The sequence below is a fragment of the Paenibacillus aceris genome, assembly GCF_017874035.1.
In the GTDB taxonomy this organism is placed as follows: domain Bacteria; phylum Bacillota; class Bacilli; order Paenibacillales; family NBRC-103111; genus Paenibacillus_E; species Paenibacillus_E aceris.
Genome location: NZ_JAGGKV010000014.1, coordinates 142,146 through 164,817, shown reverse-complemented (window position 1 = coordinate 164,817; position 22,672 = coordinate 142,146). Strand labels below are relative to the sequence as shown.

At 45.3% G+C, this 22,672-nt stretch carries 19 protein-coding genes; 14 read left to right on the top strand and 5 right to left on the bottom strand.

From position 1 onward, the window contains the following. Positions 1 to 6: 6 nt before the first annotated feature. Positions 7 to 186, bottom strand: a complete 180-nt coding sequence (locus J2Z65_RS23180; RefSeq protein ID WP_167052416.1) for a hypothetical protein — start codon at positions 184 to 186, stop codon at positions 7 to 9. A gap of 208 nt (positions 187 to 394) precedes the next feature. Here J2Z65_RS23180 and rpmF point away from each other — a divergent pair, with 208 nt between their 5' ends. From rpmF to J2Z65_RS23135, 9 genes are all read left to right on the top strand, one after another. Next, entirely contained in the window at positions 395 to 571 is a 177-nt protein-coding gene (gene rpmF, locus J2Z65_RS23175) for a 50S ribosomal protein L32 (RefSeq protein WP_029193705.1), read from the top strand. Positions 572 to 947: 376 nt separating this feature from the next. After that, positions 948 to 1,925: an ABC transporter permease gene (locus J2Z65_RS23170; RefSeq protein WP_167052418.1), complete on the top strand. Its 978-nt coding sequence runs from the start codon at positions 948 to 950 to the stop codon at positions 1,923 to 1,925. Further along, positions 1,925 to 2,800 carry a carbohydrate ABC transporter permease gene (locus J2Z65_RS23165; protein ID WP_167052420.1) on the top strand — a complete coding sequence of 292 codons (876 nt, stop codon included), beginning with the start codon at positions 1,925 to 1,927 and terminating at the stop codon, positions 2,798 to 2,800. Before J2Z65_RS23170 ends, J2Z65_RS23165 begins: the two co-directional genes overlap by 1 nt. A 102-nt stretch (positions 2,801 to 2,902) precedes the next feature. Then, positions 2,903 to 4,435 (top strand): type 2 periplasmic-binding domain-containing protein, encoded by a 1,533-nt coding sequence (locus J2Z65_RS23160; RefSeq protein WP_167052422.1) that lies wholly within the window; start codon positions 2,903 to 2,905, stop codon positions 4,433 to 4,435. Positions 4,436 to 4,524: 89 nt separating this feature from the next. Then, positions 4,525 to 5,712: a glycoside hydrolase family 88 protein gene (locus tag J2Z65_RS23155; RefSeq protein WP_167052424.1), complete on the top strand. Its 1,188-nt coding sequence runs from the start codon at positions 4,525 to 4,527 to the stop codon at positions 5,710 to 5,712. A gap of 47 nt (positions 5,713 to 5,759) precedes the next feature. Next, a complete protein-coding gene (locus tag J2Z65_RS23150) occupies positions 5,760 to 7,010 on the top strand; it encodes a Gfo/Idh/MocA family protein (RefSeq protein WP_167052426.1) in 1,251 nt (416 codons plus the stop codon). Positions 7,011 to 7,121: 111 nt separating this feature from the next. After that, positions 7,122 to 8,930, top strand: a complete 1,809-nt coding sequence (locus tag J2Z65_RS23145; RefSeq protein ID WP_167052428.1) for a cache domain-containing sensor histidine kinase — start codon at positions 7,122 to 7,124, stop codon at positions 8,928 to 8,930. Continuing rightward, a complete protein-coding gene (locus tag J2Z65_RS23140) occupies positions 8,914 to 9,750 on the top strand; it encodes a response regulator (protein WP_167052429.1) in 837 nt (278 codons plus the stop codon). The genes J2Z65_RS23145 and J2Z65_RS23140 overlap by 17 nt, the downstream gene beginning before the upstream one ends. A 16-nt stretch (positions 9,751 to 9,766) precedes the next feature. Beyond that, positions 9,767 to 11,755 (top strand): heparinase II/III domain-containing protein, encoded by a 1,989-nt coding sequence (locus tag J2Z65_RS23135; RefSeq protein ID WP_167052431.1) that lies wholly within the window; start codon positions 9,767 to 9,769, stop codon positions 11,753 to 11,755. A gap of 56 nt (positions 11,756 to 11,811) precedes the next feature. Here the strand turns inward: J2Z65_RS23135 and J2Z65_RS23130 are convergent, their stop codons facing one another. Further along, positions 11,812 to 12,156: a helix-turn-helix domain-containing protein gene (locus J2Z65_RS23130; protein ID WP_167052433.1), complete on the bottom strand. Its 345-nt coding sequence runs from the start codon at positions 12,154 to 12,156 to the stop codon at positions 11,812 to 11,814. Between the two features lie 120 nt (positions 12,157 to 12,276). Between J2Z65_RS23130 and J2Z65_RS23125 the strand changes: the two genes are divergently transcribed. After that, complete coding sequence (locus J2Z65_RS23125) at positions 12,277 to 13,650, top strand: MFS transporter (RefSeq protein WP_167052435.1); 1,374 nt, start codon at positions 12,277 to 12,279, stop codon at positions 13,648 to 13,650. A gap of 56 nt (positions 13,651 to 13,706) precedes the next feature. On the opposite strand, the gene J2Z65_RS23120 is transcribed toward J2Z65_RS23125, so the two are convergent. Further along, a complete protein-coding gene (locus J2Z65_RS23120) occupies positions 13,707 to 14,720 on the bottom strand; it encodes an ABC transporter substrate-binding protein (RefSeq protein ID WP_167052437.1) in 1,014 nt (337 codons plus the stop codon). Between the two features lie 187 nt (positions 14,721 to 14,907). On the opposite strand from J2Z65_RS23120, the gene J2Z65_RS23115 reads away from it, so the two are divergent. Then, positions 14,908 to 15,747 (top strand): thermonuclease family protein, encoded by an 840-nt coding sequence (locus J2Z65_RS23115; RefSeq protein ID WP_167052439.1) that lies wholly within the window; start codon positions 14,908 to 14,910, stop codon positions 15,745 to 15,747. 29 nt (positions 15,748 to 15,776) lie between these two features. On the opposite strand, the gene J2Z65_RS23110 is transcribed toward J2Z65_RS23115, so the two are convergent. Further along, on the bottom strand, positions 15,777 to 17,480 hold the full coding sequence (locus J2Z65_RS23110; protein WP_167052441.1) for a response regulator: 1,704 nt from the start codon (positions 17,478 to 17,480) through the stop codon (positions 15,777 to 15,779). Next, the gene (locus tag J2Z65_RS23105) at positions 17,401 to 19,239 is read right to left on the bottom strand and encodes a cache domain-containing sensor histidine kinase (RefSeq protein ID WP_167052443.1); all 1,839 of its coding nucleotides are present in this window, start codon (positions 19,237 to 19,239) and stop codon (positions 17,401 to 17,403) included. The genes J2Z65_RS23110 and J2Z65_RS23105 overlap by 80 nt, the downstream gene beginning before the upstream one ends. A gap of 299 nt (positions 19,240 to 19,538) precedes the next feature. Between J2Z65_RS23105 and J2Z65_RS23100 the strand changes: the two genes are divergently transcribed. From J2Z65_RS23100 to J2Z65_RS23090, 3 genes are read left to right on the top strand one after another with little or no spacing between them, the layout of a single operon-like run. Continuing rightward, the gene (locus J2Z65_RS23100; protein ID WP_167052445.1) at positions 19,539 to 20,930 is read left to right on the top strand and encodes an ABC transporter substrate-binding protein; all 1,392 of its coding nucleotides are present in this window, start codon (positions 19,539 to 19,541) and stop codon (positions 20,928 to 20,930) included. 17 nt (positions 20,931 to 20,947) lie between these two features. After that, entirely contained in the window at positions 20,948 to 21,832 is an 885-nt protein-coding gene (locus tag J2Z65_RS23095) for a carbohydrate ABC transporter permease (RefSeq protein ID WP_167052447.1), read from the top strand. A 1-nt stretch (position 21,833) separates the two neighbouring features. Continuing rightward, the gene (locus J2Z65_RS23090; protein WP_167052449.1) at positions 21,834 to 22,664 is read left to right on the top strand and encodes a carbohydrate ABC transporter permease; all 831 of its coding nucleotides are present in this window, start codon (positions 21,834 to 21,836) and stop codon (positions 22,662 to 22,664) included. The last annotated feature ends 8 nt before the right edge of the window (positions 22,665 to 22,672 follow it).

Sequence of the window (22,672 nt, the reverse complement as noted above, 5' to 3'; positions counted from 1 at the left end):
GATAGACTAGGGATTCGCAATGATTTTACCATTTTGCCATTCGAATTCGTATTCAAATTGTTCAGTTGAGTCATAATGTTCAGGGGAATATGTACTTACAACATGGTTCTCATTCTCTAATGCATTTACACTTAAAGCAGATAGGAATAGCAGACAGGCAAATACAAAAAATATTTTCGTTGTCATATTTGGATGCCTCCGTCACACTAAGATAACTCAATTGTACGGTGCATTTGTAAATGGAGTATTAGTATTTACACGCGAATTGATAGCTGAATATTAAATTTGATCAATCGGCTTACGCAAATTTCACCAAATCGGCATTGACAAAGCGCTCCGATAAAGCTATGATAGCTTTTGTTGATTTATGCAAGTAACAGGAGGTGTTTTGACAATGGCTGTTCCTCAAAGGAGAACGTCCAAAACACGTCGCGATAAGCGCCGTACTCACTTTAAACTGGCTGTGCCAGGAATGGTGAAGTGTGAACAATGTGCAGAATTAAAAATGGCACATCATGTTTGCAAAAACTGCGGTTCATATAAGGGTAGAGAGATCGTAAAAGCTCAATAGTCGTATGAACTGTATCTGAAATGACACTTCTAAGCAATTAGAGTGTCATTTTTGTTTTATCGAATAATAACCAACATTGTGAGGGAAGAAGCATGGCTAATCAGTGAAGTCATTCATTGATTCACCATGCTTCTTTTTGTTCGTTTTGGTGATGATGCAGCTGAGAATCTTAATTATGGATACACTTCTCTTAAAAGAGAACATGTAACTTCGGACTTCATTTGTGTAACATTAAATTCAGTCGTAAGCGCTTCCTTTTTTAAATTTTACAAAACCTTAAAAAAAGATACATTTGCATTAAAAGAGGACATGTAACTTTATTGTTAGATTAAGTAACATTTAATGTATAGAATCCATCTGAGGGGGCACACCATGCATGAGTTTGAGTCAGATCGATAAGCTAGAGGTCGGCGTAGTGAAACAACTTGGGAGCCAGCATGCCAAAACACAGCGATCCCCGTTTAGAAAAAATGTCAAAAAGTACTTATGGTTTTATCTGTTGGCAGCTCCCGGAATGCTATACTTCATCGTGTTTAAATATTTTCCGATGTGGGGAGTGCTGTTAGCTTTCCAAGACTACAGTCCGTTTCTTGGTTTTAGTAAAAGCCCGTGGGTAGGTCTTCAACAATTTCGTGAGTTTTTTTCGAATGAATCCTTTTTTCTTCTCTTGCGGAACACATTGATGTTAAGTTTATTCAATTTAATTTTCTATTTCCCGTTCGTCATATTTTTGGCGATTATGCTTAGCGAACTGCGCTCGGCCGCTTTCAAGAAAATTATTCAAACCGTTGTCTATTTGCCGCACTTTCTTTCATGGGTTGTCGTCGTAGGGATTACGTTTATTTTCTTCGGACCTTCCGGCGTGATCAACCATTATTTAGCCCCAATGATCGGTAAGGAATTAGCTTTTATGACGGGCACAGAATGGTTCCGCTCGCTTGCCGTATTCCAAAGTATATGGAAGGATGCCGGATGGGGAACGATCATTTTCTTGGCGGCAATCGCCGGTGTCAATCCGGAGCTTTACGAAGCGGCTACCATGGACGGTGCCGGGCGTTGGCGGAGAATTTGGCACATTACGTTACCAGGGATTAAGAGCACCATTATTATTTTGCTGGTGATTCGTCTAGGGCATCTCATGGATTCGAATTTCATGCAGGTGTTCCTCATGACGAACCCTCTCAACCAAGAGGTATCCGATGTCATTGATCTGTACGTTTACAGGGTCGGATTAACGGAGTCGCATTTCAGCTACGGTGTTGCCGCTGGACTGTTCAACTCGATCATAGGGCTCGTTCTTGTATTGTTAAGCAATCATTTAGCCAAAAAAGCAGGGGAAGACGGTGTTTTTTAATGTCAATGAAAATGCGTTTTTCGATGTTCGATGTCATGATTGGCTTCCTTATGCTTGTCTTTAGTTTGCTGATCATCATTCCATTCATATACATTTTGGCCGTATCCTTCAGCGGGGGAGGGGAGTCGATCGGCGGTGACTTCTTTCTCATTCCTAAGGAATTTTCGCTGGAAGGTTATAAATATTTGATGTCTACCAGCAGGTTCGTTCAAGCGATAGGCAATTCGGTTTACGTTACTGTACTAGGTACTTTTGTGAATCTTCTGTTCTCAGTGACGCTGGCTTATGCATTATCCAAAAAGTTTTTACCGGGCCGCCGGGTCATGATGCTGCTGATCTTTTTCACGATGCTTTTCAGCGCCGGAATCATTCCTAACTATTTGCTGGTTAAATCGCTGGGCATGCTGAATTCTTACTGGGCACTTATTTTGCCTGGTGCTACGAACGCTTTTACGATTATGGTGATGAAAACCTTTTTCCAAGGCTTGCCGGAAAGCTTGGAAGAAGCTGCTCGAATGGACGGAGCGGGAGAGGTACGGGTCTTGTGGTCGCTGGTGCTTCCGCTATCCATGCCGATTTTGGCTACGTTTGGACTGATGTTCATGGTCGGCCACTGGAACGAATTTTTCAGCGCTGTCATTTATTTGAGCAAGAGCAGCATGTGGACTGTTCAGGTACTTCTGCGTCAGATGATTGTGGTGGGCACATCCAATATTAACAATGAGTTTAGCATGAATGAGAAGTCTGCCGCACAATTGGGAGATACGATTAAAATGGCTGCTATTATTATCTCGATGATACCGATCGTGGCCGTATATCCGTTTTTGCAAAAGCATTTTGCCCAGGGTGCTATGATTGGATCCATTAAAGAATAAGGGTGAACTTCACATAGGAGGTGAAGAAGCAAGGTTCGGATCATCAAGGGGAAAGCTTACATGTAGGTTGTTATCGTTGAACTTTGGAGAGGGTGGTAAGGTATGAAAATGAAAAAAACGTTGTACGTTTCACTTGCTGTTGTCATGACAATGAGCCTTCTGGTTGCTTGCGGTAAAGGCGAAGAAAAACAAGGGCCGGCTGCCAGCGCAAACAAAGAACCACTTAAAATTAAAGCGATGCTCATCTATAACGGAGAACCCCCGGTGCTGAAGGGGAACAAGGCGAAGGAAGATATCGAGAAGCGCGGCAACGTTCAACTGGATTTGGAGCTTGTCCCGGAAGACATCTACAAGGATAAAATAAGCATCGCGATGGCTGATTCGGCGCAATATGATCTGATTCTTTTCGATAACGGCAAAGACGCCGTATTCACGAACTATGTGAAGCAAGGGGCATTTTATGACCTTACGCCTTATATGAAAGATAAGAATAACTTGAACCTGATTCCGGAGATTACTTGGTCTCAAACGAAAATAGATAACAAGGTTTACGGGATTCCGAGACCAAGGCAGTTGTACAGCGCGCAAGGAGCTTTCCTTTACCGCAAAGACTGGCTGGATAAATATAGCTTGAAAAAGCCTGAAACGGTGGAAGAATTCACCCAAGTGTTAAAAACCTTCAAAGAGAAAGATCCTGCCGGCGGAGGAAAAACAATCCCTCTCCTTACTTATGCGACCAACACCTATGTCGTCTTCGATTGGCTGGCGTCCGTTCAATACGCCTTCGGGATGCCGAATGCTTGGACGATCGATAACGGAGTACCGAAATTTGCCATTCAATCAGAGGGCTACATCAAATATTTAGAATGGTTAAAGAGTGCTTGGGCTAGCGGGTTAATAGAGAAGAATGCAACCGTGTTAAAGTCTCAGCAAGCCGTTGAAAAATGGACGCAAGGCATTGCCGGGGTAAAAGCCAATCATGTCGGTGAATTAAGCGATGCTCCGAACTCTCCGCTTGATAAAATTAAGAAGGTGGACGCCAAAGCGGAAGTGGACATGGTGCCGCTCTTGAAAGGTCCAGATGGCAAAGGCGGTATCGGAAAAGCTGCCGGGCTCTGGGGATTATGGGTTATTCCATCCAGCACGCCGAAGGACAAAGTTCAGAAGCTCGTTGATTTCCTTGATTTTAGTGCTAGTGAGGAAAACTATGCGTTCAGCAAAGCGGGTATTATCGGACAGCATTCCACCAGCTATAAAGACGGCAAGGTGGAGCGTTCAGCCGATCAGGTTAAGCTGTTCCAGTCCGAGACTCCGGCTACTTGGGTGCTTGACAATCGTTACGATCCTTATTACTACGTAGCGTCTGACGCGTCTGACCCTGTACGGAAGCAGATGAAAGAATATACGGACAGCTTCGAGAAGATCGGGATAACGAATCCGTTCGGCGGAATGACTTCCCCTACGCTTACGAAAAACACGGATCATCTGAAAAAAGTCAGCACTGTTGCACTGAAATATGTCATTGGCGAAGGCACTATCGATGATGTGAAAACAGAAATTAACAACTGGGTGAAGAACTATGGTGAAGCTGCAGGCAAAGAATATATGGAGCAATATAACGCAATAAAGAAATGAGTTTGCTTGCCGAATGGAGAATTGCCCTGTGAGCAGGGTAATTCTCCATATATTTTAATTAGGTTTGTAAAACGAAGGAGTGCTTGGATATGAAGCATGTGAAGGATGAAGGCATACAGAATGCAGATCAGTTCATGAATCCCTCTAAATTGACCAAGGAACAGTGCGATGCGGCCATTGCTCATGTATTGAAACAGATCGATCGCAATTTGGAAACGTTCACAGACAAATTTCCGGATATCGTGAGCAATAATCTCGTATATTCCGCGGCTGATAACTACGAATGGACACCGGGATTCTGGACAGGCATGCTGTGGCTCGCTTATGAAGTTTCAGGCGACGAGAAGTACCGTCTTGCCGCCGAAGTTCAATTGAACAGTTTCAAAAAGCGTGCAGACGAACAAATCGGCACCGAAACGCATGATTTAGGCTTTTTATATTCCCTTTCCTGCGTGGCTGCCCACAAACTGACCGGTAACGAAGAGGCGAAGCAAACGGCACTTCGCGCTGCTGAGTTGCTCATGACCCGCTATTTGGATCAGGCAGGAATTATCCAAGCGTGGGGAAGTTTGAGCAATCCGAAACAGAGGGGACGAATGATTATCGACTGCTTGCTGAATCTTCCGTTATTGTATTGGGCGGCGGAAATCACGCAAGATCAGTCCTACTTTGCTGCAGCAGCCACGCATGTCAAGCAAGCGGCAGCATATTTAATTCGGGAGGATGCGTCCAGTTTTCATACATATTACATGGATGTTGATTCCGGGGCTCCTCTTTATGGCAAAACCGCTCAAGGGTTTTCGGATGAATCCTGCTGGTCGCGCGGCCAAGCCTGGGCCATCTATGGGTTCGCGCTGAACTTTATCTACACGAAGGATCATGAACTTATCGATTTAACTAAAAAAGTTACAAATTATTTCATAAACCGGCTGCCGGACGATTACGTTTGCTATTGGGATTTGATTTTTACGACCGGTTCCGAAGTGCGCGATAGTTCAGCTGCCGCTATTGCGGTGTGCGGCATGATGGAGCTTAACAAACAGTTGTCTGCTTCGGATCCTCATAAGGCTATTTATGAAAATGCTGTAAGCTCCATCCTAATGTCTTTGATGGATAATTATTCAACCGCGAGCACGCCGCAATCCAATGGACTGCTGCTGCATGGCGTATACAGTAAACCTGGAAATACAGGGGTGGACGAATGCTGTCTGTGGGGCGATTATTTTTATTTTGAAGCGCTGGTTCGGGCAACTAGAGATTGGCAGCTTTATTGGTAAACCAAATAGTGATTACGACTTTCGACATGGATCAAGGAGGATTTGGCATGAAACAGCTTACAGCCATTTTAATCGGAGCAGGAGCCAGGGGCTCTCGCAGTTATGCGCCTTACGCCCTGGATTATCCGCATGAGTTAACATTTGTCGCGGTTGCGGAGTCGGATCCGAATCGCTTGGCACAATTTGCGAACGAGCACGGCATCCCGCCAGAGCGGTGTTTTGCATCGTGGGAGCAGCTGCTTGAACAGCCGCAGCTGGCTGATATCGCTTTGATTTGCACGCAGGACCGGATGCATTATTATCCGACAATGGAGGCTTTGCGCAAAAAGTACCATGTATTGCTGGAAAAGCCGATGTCACCGGATCCAAAAGAATGTATCGATATGGAACAAGCTGCTAAGGAAAATAACCGACTGCTTACCATCTGTCACGTTCTTCGATACACGCCTTTCTGGTCGGCCATCAAACGGCTTATTACCGAAGGGCGCATCGGACAAGTGGCATCGATTCAGCTCAATGAGAATGTCGGCTATTGGCATATGGCGCATAGTTTTGTTCGCGGCAACTGGAATAATTCGGAGACATCGAGTCCGATGATCTTGGCCAAATCATGCCATGATATGGATGTGCTTTCTTGGTTAATGGATGAACCGTGCGTACGAATTAGTTCGTACGGCTCGCTGATGCATTTTCATTCGGGCAATGCGCCGCAAGGCTCCACCGAATATTGTATTGACGGCTGCGCCGTCGAGGCAACATGTCCTTATTCAGCACCTCGCTTTTATCTGGGTGAAAGTAAAGCTTGGGCAAGACATTTCACGACCGACTTATCCCGTGAGAGCATCGTTCAAGGCTTGAAGGAGACTGGATACGGCCGGTGTGTCTATAAATGCGATAATAATGTTGTTGATCATCAAGTCGTAAATATGGAATTTGCGAGCGGTGCTACCGCCATGTTCAGTATGAGCGGCTTTACCCGTGATCAGGAGCGCCGGATTCAAATTATGGGTACCCGCGGTGAAATTCGCGGTGAGGATGACAGGATTGTCCTGATGGATTTTGTGAATCATGAGAAGACAGAGATTAAGCTTCCTGTGCAAACGAGCGGGCACGGCGGCGGTGACAGCGGGATCGTCCGCAGCTTCTTAAAAGAAGTTCGCGATTACAACGGGGAAGAAAGCTTAACATCCGCTGCTGCCTCCGTTCGGAGTCATCTCATGGCATTTGCAGCTGAGCAGTCCCGCTTGAATCAGGGGAAATCGATCGAACTGGCTGAATTTGCCAATTCGCTGAAATAAAGTGAACTAGCAGAGTGATCATGATGGCCTTATGCGCCATGTGCTAAAATAGACACCATGAGAGGTATTTTCTTCGTCTCTCCTAAGATAGGGAAAGGCCGCGATTATCCTATGAGAGTATCATTTCTGCGTTTTATAAGAAGAAGTTTTTTTGTCAAAGTTATTTTCTTTCTTTTTCTGGTTTCCGCCATTCCTTTATCTATTTTCGCATTTGTAACGGTACATGTTTCAAACCAAACGGTGATGGCGAAAGTGAACGCGTTGAATTTTCAAGTCGTTAACCAGTTGAATGAGCAAATTGACAATACGATGGTTCGTATTCAACAATTGAGCAACCAATACGGACTTTCGCCGGTCATCACGAATTCGTTGAATGCAAAGGATAGCTACTTCGACTATGTTATTCAGATGCAGGAACTGCTGAGAACGTTGGATACGGGGAAAACGACGATCGGGGACATAACGGATATCAGTATATTTTCCGTCGATTCCGGTGAAGTGATTTCAACCATGGATTCGATTGTTCCCTTAGAGCAATCGCGATATGAGAAGCTTATCCGTTCTGCTGAAGGATCTAACAAAGCTTTTCAATTGATCGATAATGCTAGCAGCGGAGATCCATTTCTGTCCGATAATAGCTTCTTTATGCGGAAACTCACATTTTCCAATGGGACAGGCTATAGAGGAATGCTTATCATTACACTGCCGAAGCAAGCTTTGCAAAAGGCGATTCATAACATTAATCTGGGCCCGGACGGCGCCGTATATATCGTAACGAGCGAGAACAAAGTCATCGCCACGACCAGCTCCGCATCTTCAACGGAAATTTCCAAACGGATCGAACAGGCAATAGAGGGCTGGAACGAGAGTAAACGCAGTGAGCAGTTCGTAGTCGATCATTCGCTCTTCTCCATTAAACAGTCCGGAAATTTTCATAAGTGGATTGTCATTTCTGAAATACCGGTCGATCAATTGTCGGAGAGCACGCGTTTTATTACGAGAACGGCATTGATTTTGTTAACGATGCTGATGCTTTTTGGCCTGATTGGTTCACTTGTGATCGGTTACAATTTGTATCGGCCGCTTCAGCGGCTCAAACGGCAGATGAGGTCGATTCAGGAAGGCAACTTTTCCAACTCCTATTCGGATTATCCGAAAAATGAGATTGGCGAGCTGGGTATGATGCTGAATAATATGGCTTTCCGGCTAAACTCTCTGATGGAAAATTTACAACAATCGGAAGAGTTGAAACGGCGCAGTGAAATAACGGCGCTGCAGGCACAAATCAATCCTCATTTCTTATATAACACATTAAATACAATCAGCATGTTCGCCATGTTGAAGGATTACAACAAAATCAGAAGCATGCTGCACAGACTTATTTCCATGCTGCGTTACTCGATGGAAAGCTACGAACAGCTTGTCCCGCTTTCCGGCGAACTGAATTATATAACCGACTATATCGCCATGCTGCAATTGAGATATGATTGCCAGATCATTTTGAGAACGGAAATTGACGAACAATTGCGTGGCATGCTGATTCCGAAGCTCTTATTGCAGCCTCTGATAGAAAATTCGTTGTTTCATGGTATTTTTGGCAAAGAAACGGATCAAGGGACCATTATCGTTCGAACGGTTTCACTCACGGAAGACACCGTCATGATCCAAATTGAAGATGATGGCCTAGGTTTGGAACCTGAGCGTCTAGAGCAATTAAGACAGTATATTCAGAGCGAAAACCGTGGGAAAAGCATAGGAATCAAGAATGTATCAGAACGTGTCAGACTGCTATTCGGAGAGCAATCGGAATTTCGAATTGAAAGTTATGGTCAAGGAGAAGGGACGATCGTGTCCATCCTTATTCCAAGGCATCGATTGGAATTCGCTAAGGAGGAACATTCGAGTGACGGCTCTATATAAAGTGTTGATCGTCGAAGATGAAAAACCGGCCCGCGAAGTATTTAAACAAATGATTGCCCAAGAGAAGGAAATCTTTGAGCTCGTGGGGGAGGCTGTCAACGGAAAACGGGGGCTTGAACTGTTCAAAGAATTTCAGCCTCATTTTCTTATTACCGATATTACCATGCCTGTGATGAGCGGGATTGAGATGCTCCAAGCGTTGAAGCAATTGGAGCAGGATATGCCAGAGACGATAATTTTATCTTGCCATAAAGATTTCCATTTTGCTCAAAAGGCAATTGAATTAGGCGCGTCGTCCTACTTGATTAAGGAAGATTGTCTTGTCCAGGAAAGTCTGCTCACCGACACACTAAAAAACTTTATTCCGCGGATTTGCAAACGGGAAGACGACCGGCAAAAAATTGAAACCATCGAACGAAAGAACGACGCTGGACTATCGGAAGAGGGCACTGACCTAGCGAGTCCTGTCAATTCGATCATGATGAGCGTAATTGAACAGTTAAGGGCTGATTTGACCGTATCCATAAGCTTGGAGGACATGGCTGCGAAAGTAGGATACAGCATCCCTTATCTCAGTTCGTTATTCAAAAAAACGACAGGGCAAACCTACACCCAATATATGATGACGATGAGAGTTCAAGCCGCCAAGCGGCTGCTGCTTACAACCGATCTCCGAACATTTCAAGTTGCCGAGCAGGTTGGGATGGAGAATTATCGTCATTTCAATAAAATATTTAAAAGAATGGTTGGCATGAGTCCGAAAGAATTTAAACAGTCCAATCATCAGTTGCATAGTCCTATTAGAACGGAAAACCGTTAAATGGAGGTTCTTGTGCATGTACTCGTTACATTCAGCAGCATGGCTTGAACAATTTCGATCGCGCCTTCGAGCGGAAACAACAGCTCGGAAGGCACTCGCTCATTTGATGGATCGGATGGCATCTATCATCGCATCTCCGCCGGTAATTCCACTCACTGGTGGAGGTTGGAGCCATGCCTATGTATGCCCAGCTGACGGAACTCGTCTTCAGACGGTCACGCGGGTTCTCCATCGGTGCCCGCTCTGTCAGCAAGAGATGAGCGGTTCTCCGTACGACGAGGTCGTTATAGCTGAGGAACATTCAGAATTCAGTAAACTTACGCTAACAGCTGCTTTGTCGTACGCCGCAACCGAAGAAGCTAAATATGCAGAGTGGGCGAAGCAGGTCATTTTATTTTATGCAGAGCATTATGCTTCCTTTGATTTGCATGATATTTTTGGTAAAAGCGGTAACGAGGCTGGAAGATACGGGGCGAGGGTACAAAATCAGACGCTTAGCGAGGCGATGTGGATCATTCCGCTTGCCCAAGCTTTCACGATAATTAAGTCCTGCCAAATGTGGACGGAAATGGAGATGCAGAGCATTGAGTTGAATCTGTTTCGGCCGGTGATCGCCGTGATAGACCGAAATCCGCGCGGAGAGTCAAACTGGCAAAGCTATCACAATGCAGCAGCGGCGGTTATCGCCGAAGCGCTGGGTGACAAGGAATTGTTCGAGCGGGCCTTGAACGATCCTCGCAATGGGTTTCATTTTCAAATGGAGCAAAGTGTAGGAAAAGAAGGCTTTTGGTTTGAAGGATCGTGGGGTTATCATTTTTTTACGTTAAGCGCCCTGATCACGATCGTTCACTCTGCCGCAGCATTCGATGTACCGCTAAACGATGACCGGAAATTTCAGATCATGTTCCGCATCCCGCTTGAAGCTCATTTGCCAGACTACACGTTTCCAGCCGTTCACGATTCTATGGAAACCGACTTGAGGCAGTATGCGGACCTATATGAATTCGCTTATGCAGAATACGGATTGGGAGACGGCATCCTTCAGCAATCGGAGAGGAATTCTCTGCATAGTTTGTTGTACGGCAAAGACATACAGCCGGAAACGGAGGAGCATACCGATAAGGCTGACTATAAGGATATCCGCGTGATCGACTTGACTAAGCCGGGCATGCTTTATGCAACAATTGGAACAGGGCCTTCGGCGCAAGCAGCGCTAGTCGATTATGGAGAGCACGGCGGCTGGCATGGTCACTTGGATAAATTGAATTTGATCTATTATGCGGGGGGCCGTTGCTGGCTTACGGACGCCGGTATGCTGGGCTACAGCCATCCGCTGCACGACGCGTGGTTCCGGCAAACGATTGCTCACAATACCATCGTGGTCAGCGGCCGTTCTCAGAGCCCTTCTACCGGAGTTCTGCGGAAGGTAAAGACGAATGAACAAGACGGCTCTGTCCGAATCTGCGCTGAGGTGGGGGACGCGTACGAGGGTGTCCGCATGGAGAGGATCATTAGGCTTACGAACGGTTTGTTAATCGATGAATGCAAGGTTATTTGCGACCGCGAGGAAGATATTGATTGGGTATTTCATACACCGGGGGTTCCAATCCTTCCATCCACCTTCGGGTATGAACCTGTTTCTTCCGACCAATTATCTGAGTCTGACGGATATTCTTATTTGATGGATATCCGAAGACTAACCGGGTTGCCCGATAATGATCGGATGCTAGAGTGGAAGTGGAATGAGACGGATGCTGAACATGAGCGGCTTCAGATGTATGGTATCGGCGCTTTTTCCGGAAACTTGGCAGAGGAGGAGTGGTATTTGGCTGAATCTCCGGGTATGGCACATGTCAAACGCAGAAGCGCGCTCATCCGCAGATTGCGTAAGGTGAGGGAGACGTCAATCGTTTCCGTGTTTCGGGTTTGTGCCAAAGGAGATGAATGGCTGGCTGTCCCCTTCAAGCTTGATTGCTTCACGGAGGGAGTAATCGGGGAACCATAAACGATAAAAAATCCGTATCCTCTTAAGGAATACGGATTTTTGCTTTTGACTAACGCTTATACATGCTCTGGATTAAGAAGCTTTTTTTTCTCATCGGAAGTGTCATAAGCAGATAGAATAGATGAAAGTAATCCAGGGAACCGTATTTCTAGATCCTCTGTTCTCAGGGATACGAGCCGCTGAGTACCTTGGACGCGAATATTTACGATCCCGGCCTCTCTCAATGTGCGAGCGTGATGAGACATCGTTGATTTGACTACGGGGACTTCGAAGTCGCCGCAAGCCCGTTCGCTCACATCACGGAGTTCGGAAACGATTAACAAACGTATAGGGTCACTTAACGCATATAAAACGGTGGACAAATGAATATCGGAGCGGTCTGGGTGATATAAAAATTTCACTTGTTGGCACCCCCTTATTTTTTTGGAGTTTCTGATTGAATTATAGCATAACTCATGTTATTATTCTATTGTTCGATTATTATCGAATTTTAGAATTTGAAATGGAGGCGAATAACTGCTATGCAAAAAAATCATGTTTCAAACAAAGAGCAAGAGGGAAGCGTAATGAAAGAAGGAGTTATTCTCCTGCTGCTCGGAATAACGATCGTACTCGTCATCATGAACACAATGATGTTTAACTTAGCATTGCCGGATGTAGCCAAAGCTTTTCAGCTATCAGCTTCATCTACTTCGTGGATTGTTACGGGTTACTCCATTGTATTCGCGATCTCATCGATTACTTATAGTCGGTTAGCAGATTTCGTTCCCATAAGAAGACTGTTTATTATCGGAATTCTGTCGCTGAGTCTCGGGGCGATTGCCGGATTATTCAGTAACAGCTTCGCTATGCTTCTCATCGTACGCATTCTTCAAGCTTCAGGAGCGGGCTCAATCCCTGCATTGTCGTTAGTTTTAATCTCCCGTTATATACCTATGGCACGAAGGGGGAAAGCGATGGCCATGATCATGTCTTCCGTAGCGTTTGGACTTGGCTTCGGTCCCGTTGTAGGTGGATTTATCGTGGAGTTTCTAGGCTGGCATCTTTTATTTGTCATAACCGCTGTAACGTTGCTGTTAGTGCCTCTTTATATGATGTTCATACCTAAAGAAGAGCCGCGTAAAGGTTCCTTCGACGTTATTGGTGCACTGCTCATTGGTGTTGGCACTACAGGACTTCTCTTGTATTTAACAAACCATTCATGGATATCGCTTCTAACAGGACTTGTCTCGATAGCCTTATTTATTGTGCGTATCCGCTCTGCAAAAGATCCCTTTGTACTCCCGTCATTATTCGCCAATCGGTCATTTCTTATTTTAGGAGCCGTAGGTATCGCAGCGTATTTATGCAGCTTTGCAACCTTATTCCTTATGCCGCAAATTCTTGTTAAACAGTATCACTTGAGTGCCATTCAAGCCGGTTTGGTGATTTTCCCAGGCTCCTTTTTGGCAATGATGATTTCCCGTCAAGTGGGACGGATCATTGATACACGAGGGAATAGCGCAATCATCCGGTATACGCCATTGCTCCTTCTGACATCGGTCGTCCTGTTCGCTTTGTTCGAGGGCACATCTTTTCTATCTATCATGTTTATTTACATGCTAATGAGCGTTAGTTACACCATCTTAACGAGCAGTATATCGAATGAAATGTCGAGATTACTTCTTCCTTCACAGATCGCATCTGGACTTGGGCTATTTCAGCTTCTTCAATTTTTCAGCGGTGCATTTGGGGTGGCTGCGACGGCCAGTGCCCTTGTATGGCAAAAGGATCTTTCCCTGGCGCATGCTTACAGCAACGTTTACTGGGGACTTACGCTTATTGTGTTGCTATCAATTGTGTGTGCGATAGGTTACTTACGATCGGGATTACACAAGCCGCAAGCTGTTTCTTAAAAGATCATGAAAAAAATGACCCGGGGAACAGTTCCCCGAGTCATTTTTTTTTAATATTATTTTTTTAGAAAATAGGTTTCCAAGTCATCAAGCAGCAGGTTAGCGGCCTTAATGCCTCCCGCTGTATTCCAAACAGCGTCGCTTACCTTATGTACATTTCCTTTTTTCACGACGTCGATGTTTTTCCATAGCGGATCATTCATCCACTCTTGCTCGATTTTGTTTCCTTCGCCTTTATCGTTTTCGTAAGTGAAATAGAAGAGGACATCACCGTTCATATCCGGAATACGTTCCTTTTGCACATCGTCAGCGAACTTTTCTTGATCCTGTGGAGCTGGACGCTGGAATCCAAGCTTTTTCAAGACGACACCAGAGAACGTGTCTTTCATATAAATCCGGACTTTTCCTGGCATGAAGCGCACGATGGACACTTTCGAATTCAGTTTATCTCCAGCTTTTTGTTTGAAGTCGGAAATTCGCTTTTCAAAATCGCCAATGATTTTGTCGCCTTCCGCCTTTTTGTTCAAAGCTTCGGCATACAGCTTGTAGTTAACTTGCCAGTCACCCATAAGCTTCTCGGAAAATACGGTCGGTGCAATAGCCGATAATTGCTGATAAACTTTCTCTTGACGCAGTTTATTGCCGATAATGAGATCTGGCTTTAAGGAGGCAATTAACTCCAAGTTCGGCTGATTCTCATCTCCTACGACTTTAACGTCGGCCATGTCCGACTTAATATGGTCATACCAGTCACCTGTAGTTGTAAAAGATTTCACTGCGCCAATAGGCTTAATTCCTAAGCTTAGCACGGCTTCAGTTCCCTCATTCGTCAGAACAACTATTTTCTTGGGCGTTCCTGTAATTTTAGTTTCGCCCATGGCGTGCTTGACCGTGTATTCAGGTGAAGTACTTGGTGTAGTGGACACTTTAGGCTCATTGCTTGCCGCCTTATCAGCGGTCTTTGTTTCTGTTTGTCGCCCGCAACCAGCAAGGATGAGCATGCACGCTGTTACAAGAACGAGCAGTCTTCCCCCAAGATTACGCAACAAATGGACATTTCTTGGTACCATGGATCTCTTTACCCCCAATTGTTATGAGAACGATTATCATTTCCATTTGAATTGTATCTGTTGCCTTGTGCGTTGTCAAGACTAGATTAGGGTTGACTGCCCTTGGGACAGCCTCTTGTATTTTCTATTCCCACTATTTGTTATAATGGCTAAGTCGTCTAGATCAGTCATACTTGGAGGTTTTCACATGTTGGAAGAGAAGTTTAAAAAGTTACTTTTTGGCACCATCATATGTTTAATTGTTTTTCTTGCCGGATGCGCGCAGGAGACATCGAATCGTACTATCGCAATTTCGCCAGTGCCGAGTCCTGCAACAACTGTTATTCCAGCACCAACGGCCGAAACGGTTACGTCAATAACAACAGCAAGCAACAGGTTAATACCCGCGAAAATTGTAAGAGTTGTTGACGGGGATACAATGAAAGTATCTTTTGAAGAGTCTGGAAAAGTAAAAGAAGCAACCATTCGTTTATTGCTAGTGGATACGCCCGAGAGTGTAGACCCGGAGAAACCTGTTCAACCTTTTGCACTAGAGGCTTCCCAATATGCAAAAGATATTTTAACAGATAAAGAAGTGAAGCTAGAGCTGGACGTATCCGAACGGGATAAATACGGAAGATTGCTCTGTTACTTGTATATTGGGGATAAGATGTTCAATGAAATGCTGCTTGAAAATGGGTACGCCAGAGTCGCTTATGTCTATCCGCCAAATGTAAAATACGTAGATAAGTTTCGTGAAATTCAAAAGGCAGCGCAGCTAAAGGGAATTAACATATGGAGTGTGGAGAACTACGCCCAAGAAGATGGTTATCATGAAAATGCTGTGAAAGTAAAAGCAAGTCCTTCTCCGTCCCCTTCGCCAACAGCGAAGCAAGCGCCAACAACTGAATCGGATGGCAACTCAAACGTTTACTATAATAATTGTACCGAAGCTAAAGCTGCCGGTGCCTATAATATTAAAAAAGGTCAACCTGGATACAGTGCTAAACTTGATAAGGACAATGATGGCGTTGCTTGTGAGAAATGATACAGACCGGGCTTTTCGCAGGGAGTCCTCTACGTTGGTGATTTTACCGGGTCGAGCGCTTCCTTTTTGTATTGAGAAGGGGAGAGCCCGGTCCATTTTTTAAATGTTCTCGTAAAATGCGCTTCGTCGAAGTAACCGACCTCCCTGGCAATCGTCTGAATTTTGTGGGTACCGGCTTGAAGATGTGCTTTTGCTTTCTCGATGCGGTATTGATGTACATAGTCAAGAAAATTTATACCTAATTCCTGTTTGAAAAGCGTAGATAAATACGTGCTGGATACAAATAATTCTTTGGCAACACCAGCAAGAGACAGTGCCGCAGAGTTGTAGTCCTGAGCGATCATTTCCACAGCCTGCTGGACTTTGCGTCGTGGCGTTTTATGCGGATTACGCAGCTCGACGAATTGTTGAATCGATTTATAGACTAGTCCCGATAAGTCTTCTAATGTCTCTACACGTTGAACTTGATCGGCCATTTCTATCAAATTGTCGGACCAACCAGAAACGGCAAGCTCCTGTTCTTTGCCAAGCTGCATCAGTCTGGCCATCAAAGAGATCGTTTGCAAGTTGATCTCGGTTCGTGTTTGAGCGTGCTCCGCATGGAAAAAATCAAGCCATTGCTCGGTTAGATTCAGAGCTTCCGCATAAAGACCGGATCGCAAATGATCGATGATCATCGGTTCCAATTTGACGCGTTCGGTTTCTACTTGAGCAGAAGGGAGTTCCAACTGGATGGCTTCTGCCTCTGTGTAAAAGTAGATGCCGCTCAGTCCGCGATAAAATCGCAATTGAAGCGCTGTGTTCGCTTCTTTGTAAGCTTCAGCGAGTTGATCTAAGCTTGTTTTAGAACGACTGATTCCGATGCTGACGGTAATTTTCAAATATCTTTCAAGATTGCGCTGAAGCTGGGATAACCCGTCAGTTAGTTTCTCGATAAGCAGTTCGTAGGTACCGCTGCATATGGCTGCTATGCCGTTTTGATCCTTGATGACTTCGACGGGCTGACGCAGGCATTGCTCAAGGGTTTCTTGGACGATATTCGTCGTAGCGAATTGAATTAATTGCAGATCGGTGCGGTTGTAATTGAGTTCTTGCAGCGGTTTGCCGTCGGGCTGGATCGCGATCACAATCGCATGCTGATCGGAAATAGAAATCCCCAGCCTTCTTGCTTGTTCGCTGCGGTTTTCGTTTGCACGCTTCGGTTGGTGAAGCCACTCTAACAGCGTCTGAGATTTAACGATAGAGTTATTCTCATTCAATTGATATTGAAGTCCGTTCCAATCATGCTCGTTTTGTCTTTTATTCAGAACTTTCAGGACGACTTGTTCAAATACGGATGCGATTTCTCTTGGCGGGCAAGGTTTGAGGATATAGTCAAGTGCTCCCAGACGTAATGCGCGCTGGGCATACTCAAAATCACTATACCCTGTGAGCAGCACAGAGGGAATATCAAGCTGTTTGTTATGTATTTCTGTTAATAGCTGCAGTCCGTCCATAATGGGCATACGAATATCCGAAAGCAGCAAATCTACGCTGCCGGCATTGATCATTGTCAGGGCTTCCAGCCCATTGCTGGCTTGCCCGCATACTTGAATGCCGAGGGCCCCCCAGTCAATCATGTTGTGCAAACCTTCGCGAGTGGTCAGTTCATCTTCAACGATAAGCAGATTTAGCAGGATTCTCACCTCTTCGGTAGGGTAGGAGCAATTGAACTCTCGTTCCAAAGTTTTCAACGCTAGTGATCTCCATAACGACTTCAGTTCCGTAAAATAAACGAATCCGATTCATGATATTCAGTAGGGCAAAACTTTCGGTAGTTGCTGTTTGATAGGGGCTTTCCGCAAAAGATTTGGTTTGTGCCTGAAGAACCTTTAGTTTGCTGTCAGGAATGCCGACTCCATTATCCGTAACTTCAATGAGAATCATGCCTTGGAAATCTACGGCAGGAGCAACGGTAACATGAATAAAACCGATATCGTTGGTAAGCGGTTCTAAGCCGTGAACAATGGCATTTTCGATAAGCGGTTGAATAAGCAGTTTGGGAATTTTAAAAGTTGCTAGCTCGGGATGGATGTCCATCTCATAAGAAAGCTTCTCTCTGTACCGCATTTTTTGCAAAAATAAGTAATGCTCTGTCAGTTTCATTTCTTCCTGCAGTTCAATGTCGTCACGCCCTTGGCTGAGGCTGATCTGGAAAATCCCTGATAGCGAATAGATCATCTCCGCAACTGTATGTTCTCCGTTTTTTTGCGCCGTCCAGGCGATCGTGTTCAAGGTGTTATATAGGAAATGCGGATTAATTTGCGATTGCAGTACTTTCAGTTCCGCTTGCCGTTGTTTAATTTCGAAGGCGTAAACATCATCAATCAGCTCACTGATTCGGCGAACCATCACATTGTATCCCTTGCTAAGCTGGCCGATTTCATCTTTTCCTTGTATATCGACCTGTTGGGAGAAATCGCCTTTTTGAAATTTTTTCATCGAGGTTAAAATCATTTTCATTGGTTTGGTCATGACGCTGGCTACGGACCAAGAAACGATGAGGCTCATGACAAAGGTGAGACAAAGAATCAAGGCCGTTATCCATTTGATGCGGTTAAGCTGCGATAACAGGTCCTGACGAGGCTGGAGCACCAAGACATGCCACCCGGTCAGGGAGGACTGCGTATGAGAAAACACCCAGTCCGATCGATCGATGGTCGAGTCGATATGATCTGGATTATCAATGGATGTGGTGAAATAAGGGAGATCGCCGATCGACTTACCAACCCAATCACCGTCTGTATCGGAAAGAATATGACCATCCGAATTGGTGACGATAATTTTCGATTTGTCGCTTGGCGTGGAATAGGAGCGGCGAATATCCTTTTCATCAATGCCAAGAATGAGAACGCCCTCGGGTTTCAAGGTAAGATCGTTTTTCAAAACTTTCGTAAGAAGCAATTTGTTCTTGGTATCTCCATAAAAAATACTTTTCGTGTGATTGGGAACCTCGATGCTCCATTCATCAATTTTTTTGCGTTTTAAAAAACCTTCATAATCGAACTTCTCCTTAAACTCCTCAAAAGGAATTGCAGATGACAGCCCTTTATTATTGAATTGAATCGGTTCAAAACGGGGGGAATATATCGTCAAAAATTGAAAATACGGGCGTGTAACCATGAGTCGGTTAATCATGAGAATTGAATCATTATTAATGTAGCTGCCGCTTGCAGAGTCCGATTTCAACATGACTTGTATCTCAGGGGTCAGATATAAATAATCGGAAATATCCAGAGCATCCTGAGCAATGTAATCCAGATGATCAATCGCTTGTCTTGCTGAGCTCAGCTGCTCAAGGCTCATTTTGGAAACGATTTCATTTGATGCGATATGGTAAGAGTATACACCTGTAATCGCAATTGTAACAAGCAGCAACGGGGCGAACCAGAGCAGCAGCTTACGTTGAAGAGGTAAATCCAAATACCATTTAGGTGATAAATAAGATCTCATCTATGTACCTTCTCTATTTGCGGGATAAATTCATCATATGAAAGAAGTGTTTGACAAGCAACACCGAAAATGAGCAGCCTGCGATAAATGTGAAATATATACAACAAAATCATAAAAACGAACAAGATAACCGAGGTGTCGCTTCCCAAGTTGCGGACAAGAGGGTGGCCCGGCCAAAAAAACTTGAAAAATATACAATAAGACCTTAAAAACCACTCCTAACAAATTCGGGAATACTCCCCTACAATGAATGTAAGGAACAAGATTTCCCATTATTTGAATGAAAAAGGTGGTTTACAATGAGAACTTTACGATTCAAACAGGCCGGCCTCACTTTTGCTGTTTTGACGACGGCACTCGGACTTACCGGATGCGGAAGCAGTGATTCCGGAACCTCAAGCCCGGCGGCAACCCAATCAGCCGCAGCGACGCAGTCGGCGCCTGCTGCAACGGAAGCTCCGAAGGCGGAGAAGATTACGCTCTCCTTCTTTACGAACAATTCGGATCGCTCTGTGGGGCAGGGCAAGCTGGAACAAGAATTAATTGAAGCGTACATGAAAAATAACCCGAACATCACGATTAAAGTGGAAACGCTTTCTCCCGATCCGCAGTACCAAGATAAGATTAAGGTCTATAATGCTTCTAATCAGCTGCCCGACATTATTAGCGCATGGGGGAATACGAACTTTCTTAAACCGCTCGTCAACAACAATGCACTGGCGGAAATAAATAAGGATGACTTGAAGGATATGGGTTTTATTCCTTCCTCGCTCGATGGGTTCTCTTCTGACGGAAAACTGTACGGGATTCCCCGCAATTCCGACTTCTGGGTACTGTACTATAACAAGAAAGTGTTCTCCGATAACGGTTTGCAAATACCTAAAACAGAAGCTGAGTTGTTCTCTGTCATCGACAAGTTGAAAGCGAAGAAAATCGTCCCTATCGCCATGGATGGCAGAGAAGCATGGACTTCGGGTTTATGGTTTGACACGCTTCTCCAGCGGGCTTCCGGCACATGGGATACATCCAAGAAGGCAATGGAGCGAACCGGTTCCTATAAAGATCCGGCAACCGTGGAAGCAGCAAAAGCCATGCAGCGCTGGGTGAAAGCGGGAGCTTTCGGCGACGGTTTCTTGAACCAGGATTACGGAGCAGCCCGCAATATGTTTGGCCAAGGCAAGGCGGCCATGTTCATGATGGGAGAATGGGAGATGGGCATGGCTTCCGATACGAATTTCCCAGAGGAGGTCCGCAACAATATCGGAGCTTTCCCGATTCCTGGCGTAGAAGGCGGCAAAGGAAGCACAGAGGACTTGACTGCCTGGTTTGGCGGCGGTTACGCGGTATCCAACAATTCCAAGCATAAAAAAGAAGCGATTGAGTTCCTTAAATGGATGTTCCGCCCAGACGGTTGGGCGAAGGGAGTTTGGCAAAATGGGATCACGTTCCCTGCGCAAAAGTATGACCAATACTTAACAGGCAAAGAAACAGAAGTGCAGAAGGATTTGACGAAGATTTTTAACAACTCCAAATCCTACAGCGGTACCGTTGCCCAAGATAAATTCTCCTCCGATACGCAAAAGACGTACTATGATTCGATTCAAAAGCTCGAAGGCGTGAAAATGACGCCGGAAGATTTCGCAAGCACAATCGATGAGGCTGCGGACAAATCGGTCAAAGCAACGAAATAGAAGATTAGGTGATAAGCATGAACAGCATCATAAGTGATAAAAAAACGATCTTCTGGCTCGTGGCCCCGGGATTTGTCTTGTTGACGGCCATGATCTTCATTCCGATCCTGGTTAGTTTCTATTACAGCCTGACCGATTGGGACGGCGTTGCCGAGTATCGTTTAATCGGTTTACGTAATTTTATTGAAATCGTTTCTAGGGATGAGGTGTTCTGGAAATCATTGCTGAACTCCTTGCTGCTCGGTTTGGGTCTCGTACTCATCCAGCACCCGTTTTCAGTTCTGATTGCCATGCTGACTCAGTACTGCGGGCGTTATGAGAAGCTGCTGCGCATTTGTATCTTCATTCCGTCGATCATTTCAACATTTGTTACAACGCAGCTTTGGGTGAGCGTGTTCAATACACAGTTCGGGCTGCTGAACCGGCTGTTGGAGATGATTGGATTGGAAGCGTGGAAGCAGGATTGGCTAGGGGATTCCAGACTTGCGATCTGCTGCATTATTTTCGTGTGCATGTGGCAGGGGTTCGGCTACGCATTTCTGCTGTATTACGCAGGTATTAAAGGCGTACCGAAGGATCTGCACGAAGCGGCCATGCTGGACGGCGCCTCGCAGCTGCAGTTGAATCTGAAGATTGTATTCCCGCTGCTTGCGCCTGTGCTTCGTGTGAACATCATTTTGGCCGTCGTGGCGGCATTCAAGCAGATGGAGACGGTCTATTTAATGACAGGGGGAGGTCCGGCGAACAGCACGCAGTTTTTATCGACATATCTGTACTCCAAGGCGTTTCGTGAAGGCTTATACGGATACGGGAATGCGATTTCCATTCTGTTCGTGATCCTCTGTCTGCTCATTACCGTGCTGCTGAATCAGGCGCTGAAGAAAGACGTGGGTGAGTATTGAGATGAAAATCAGAGGGTTGGCCGGCGTGCTGTTCGCCGCTTTTATGACGGTGCTTGTTTTGGCGGAGCTGTTTCCGCTAGTGTGGCTGTTTGACTTTTCACTTCTGAAAAGCGGGGATTTCTTTGGATCGAGCATATTGAAGTGGCCTAATCCGCCGATGTGGAAAAACTATGGGGATGCTTTCAAGGGCGCTCACATTACAATGCTGTTCATGAACAGCTTGCTCGTCGCGTTCTTCTCCATTGTCCTTATCGTAGGACTGTCGGTTACGATGGGCTATGCTTTTACGAGAATGCAGTGGAGGCTGCGCAACATGTCTTTCGCGCTAATTATGGTCGGCATGATTATTCCGATCTACTCCACACTGCTGCCTAACTTTATTTTGTTCAAGCAGGCGGGCATTTTGAATACGTACTTATCGCTGATATTGCCCTATGCCGCATTTGCTATTCCGGTGAGCATGTTCATTATTACAGGTTTTCTGGAAACCGTTCCGCGGGCTTTGGAAGAAGCTGCGATCATGGATGGACTGGGCGTTCCGGGGATGATTTACCGAATTATATTGCCGCTTTTGAAGCCGGCTATTGCGACGGTAGCGGTTCTCGCGTTTCTAAGCTGTTGGAACGAATTCATTATGGCGGTAACGTATATCGACAAAGATTCTTTGAGAACGCTTCCCTTTGCGGTCGTGTATTTCATGGGGCAGTATTCTTCAAACTACGGGGCTCAATTTGCCGTGTTGGCTATCATTGCGATTCCGTCTATATTGATTTATCTGCTATTCACGGATCAAATCACGAGGGGCGTCACAGCAGGTGCAGTGAAAGGCTAATGCAGGCG

Coding starts and splice junctions, on each gene's coding strand:
- J2Z65_RS23180 (WP_167052416.1), bottom strand. CDS start 186: ATGACAACGAAAATATTTTTTGTATTTGCCTGTCTGCTATTCCTATCT.
- rpmF (WP_029193705.1), top strand. CDS start 395: ATGGCTGTTCCTCAAAGGAGAACGTCCAAAACACGTCGCGATAAGCGC.
- J2Z65_RS23170 (WP_167052418.1), top strand. CDS start 948: ATGAGTTTGAGTCAGATCGATAAGCTAGAGGTCGGCGTAGTGAAACAA.
- J2Z65_RS23165 (WP_167052420.1), top strand. CDS start 1,925: ATGTCAATGAAAATGCGTTTTTCGATGTTCGATGTCATGATTGGCTTC.
- J2Z65_RS23160 (WP_167052422.1), top strand. CDS start 2,903: ATGAAAATGAAAAAAACGTTGTACGTTTCACTTGCTGTTGTCATGACA.
- J2Z65_RS23155 (WP_167052424.1), top strand. CDS start 4,525: ATGAAGCATGTGAAGGATGAAGGCATACAGAATGCAGATCAGTTCATG.
- J2Z65_RS23150 (WP_167052426.1), top strand. CDS start 5,760: ATGAAACAGCTTACAGCCATTTTAATCGGAGCAGGAGCCAGGGGCTCT.
- J2Z65_RS23145 (WP_167052428.1), top strand. CDS start 7,122: ATGAGAGTATCATTTCTGCGTTTTATAAGAAGAAGTTTTTTTGTCAAA.
- J2Z65_RS23135 (WP_167052431.1), top strand. CDS start 9,767: ATGTACTCGTTACATTCAGCAGCATGGCTTGAACAATTTCGATCGCGC.
- J2Z65_RS23125 (WP_167052435.1), top strand. CDS start 12,277: ATGCAAAAAAATCATGTTTCAAACAAAGAGCAAGAGGGAAGCGTAATG.
- J2Z65_RS23120 (WP_167052437.1), bottom strand. CDS start 14,720: ATGGTACCAAGAAATGTCCATTTGTTGCGTAATCTTGGGGGAAGACTG.
- J2Z65_RS23115 (WP_167052439.1), top strand. CDS start 14,908: ATGTTGGAAGAGAAGTTTAAAAAGTTACTTTTTGGCACCATCATATGT.
- J2Z65_RS23105 (WP_167052443.1), bottom strand. CDS start 19,239: ATGAGATCTTATTTATCACCTAAATGGTATTTGGATTTACCTCTTCAA.
- J2Z65_RS23100 (WP_167052445.1), top strand. CDS start 19,539: ATGAGAACTTTACGATTCAAACAGGCCGGCCTCACTTTTGCTGTTTTG.
- J2Z65_RS23095 (WP_167052447.1), top strand. CDS start 20,948: ATGAACAGCATCATAAGTGATAAAAAAACGATCTTCTGGCTCGTGGCC.
- J2Z65_RS23090 (WP_167052449.1), top strand. CDS start 21,834: ATGAAAATCAGAGGGTTGGCCGGCGTGCTGTTCGCCGCTTTTATGACG.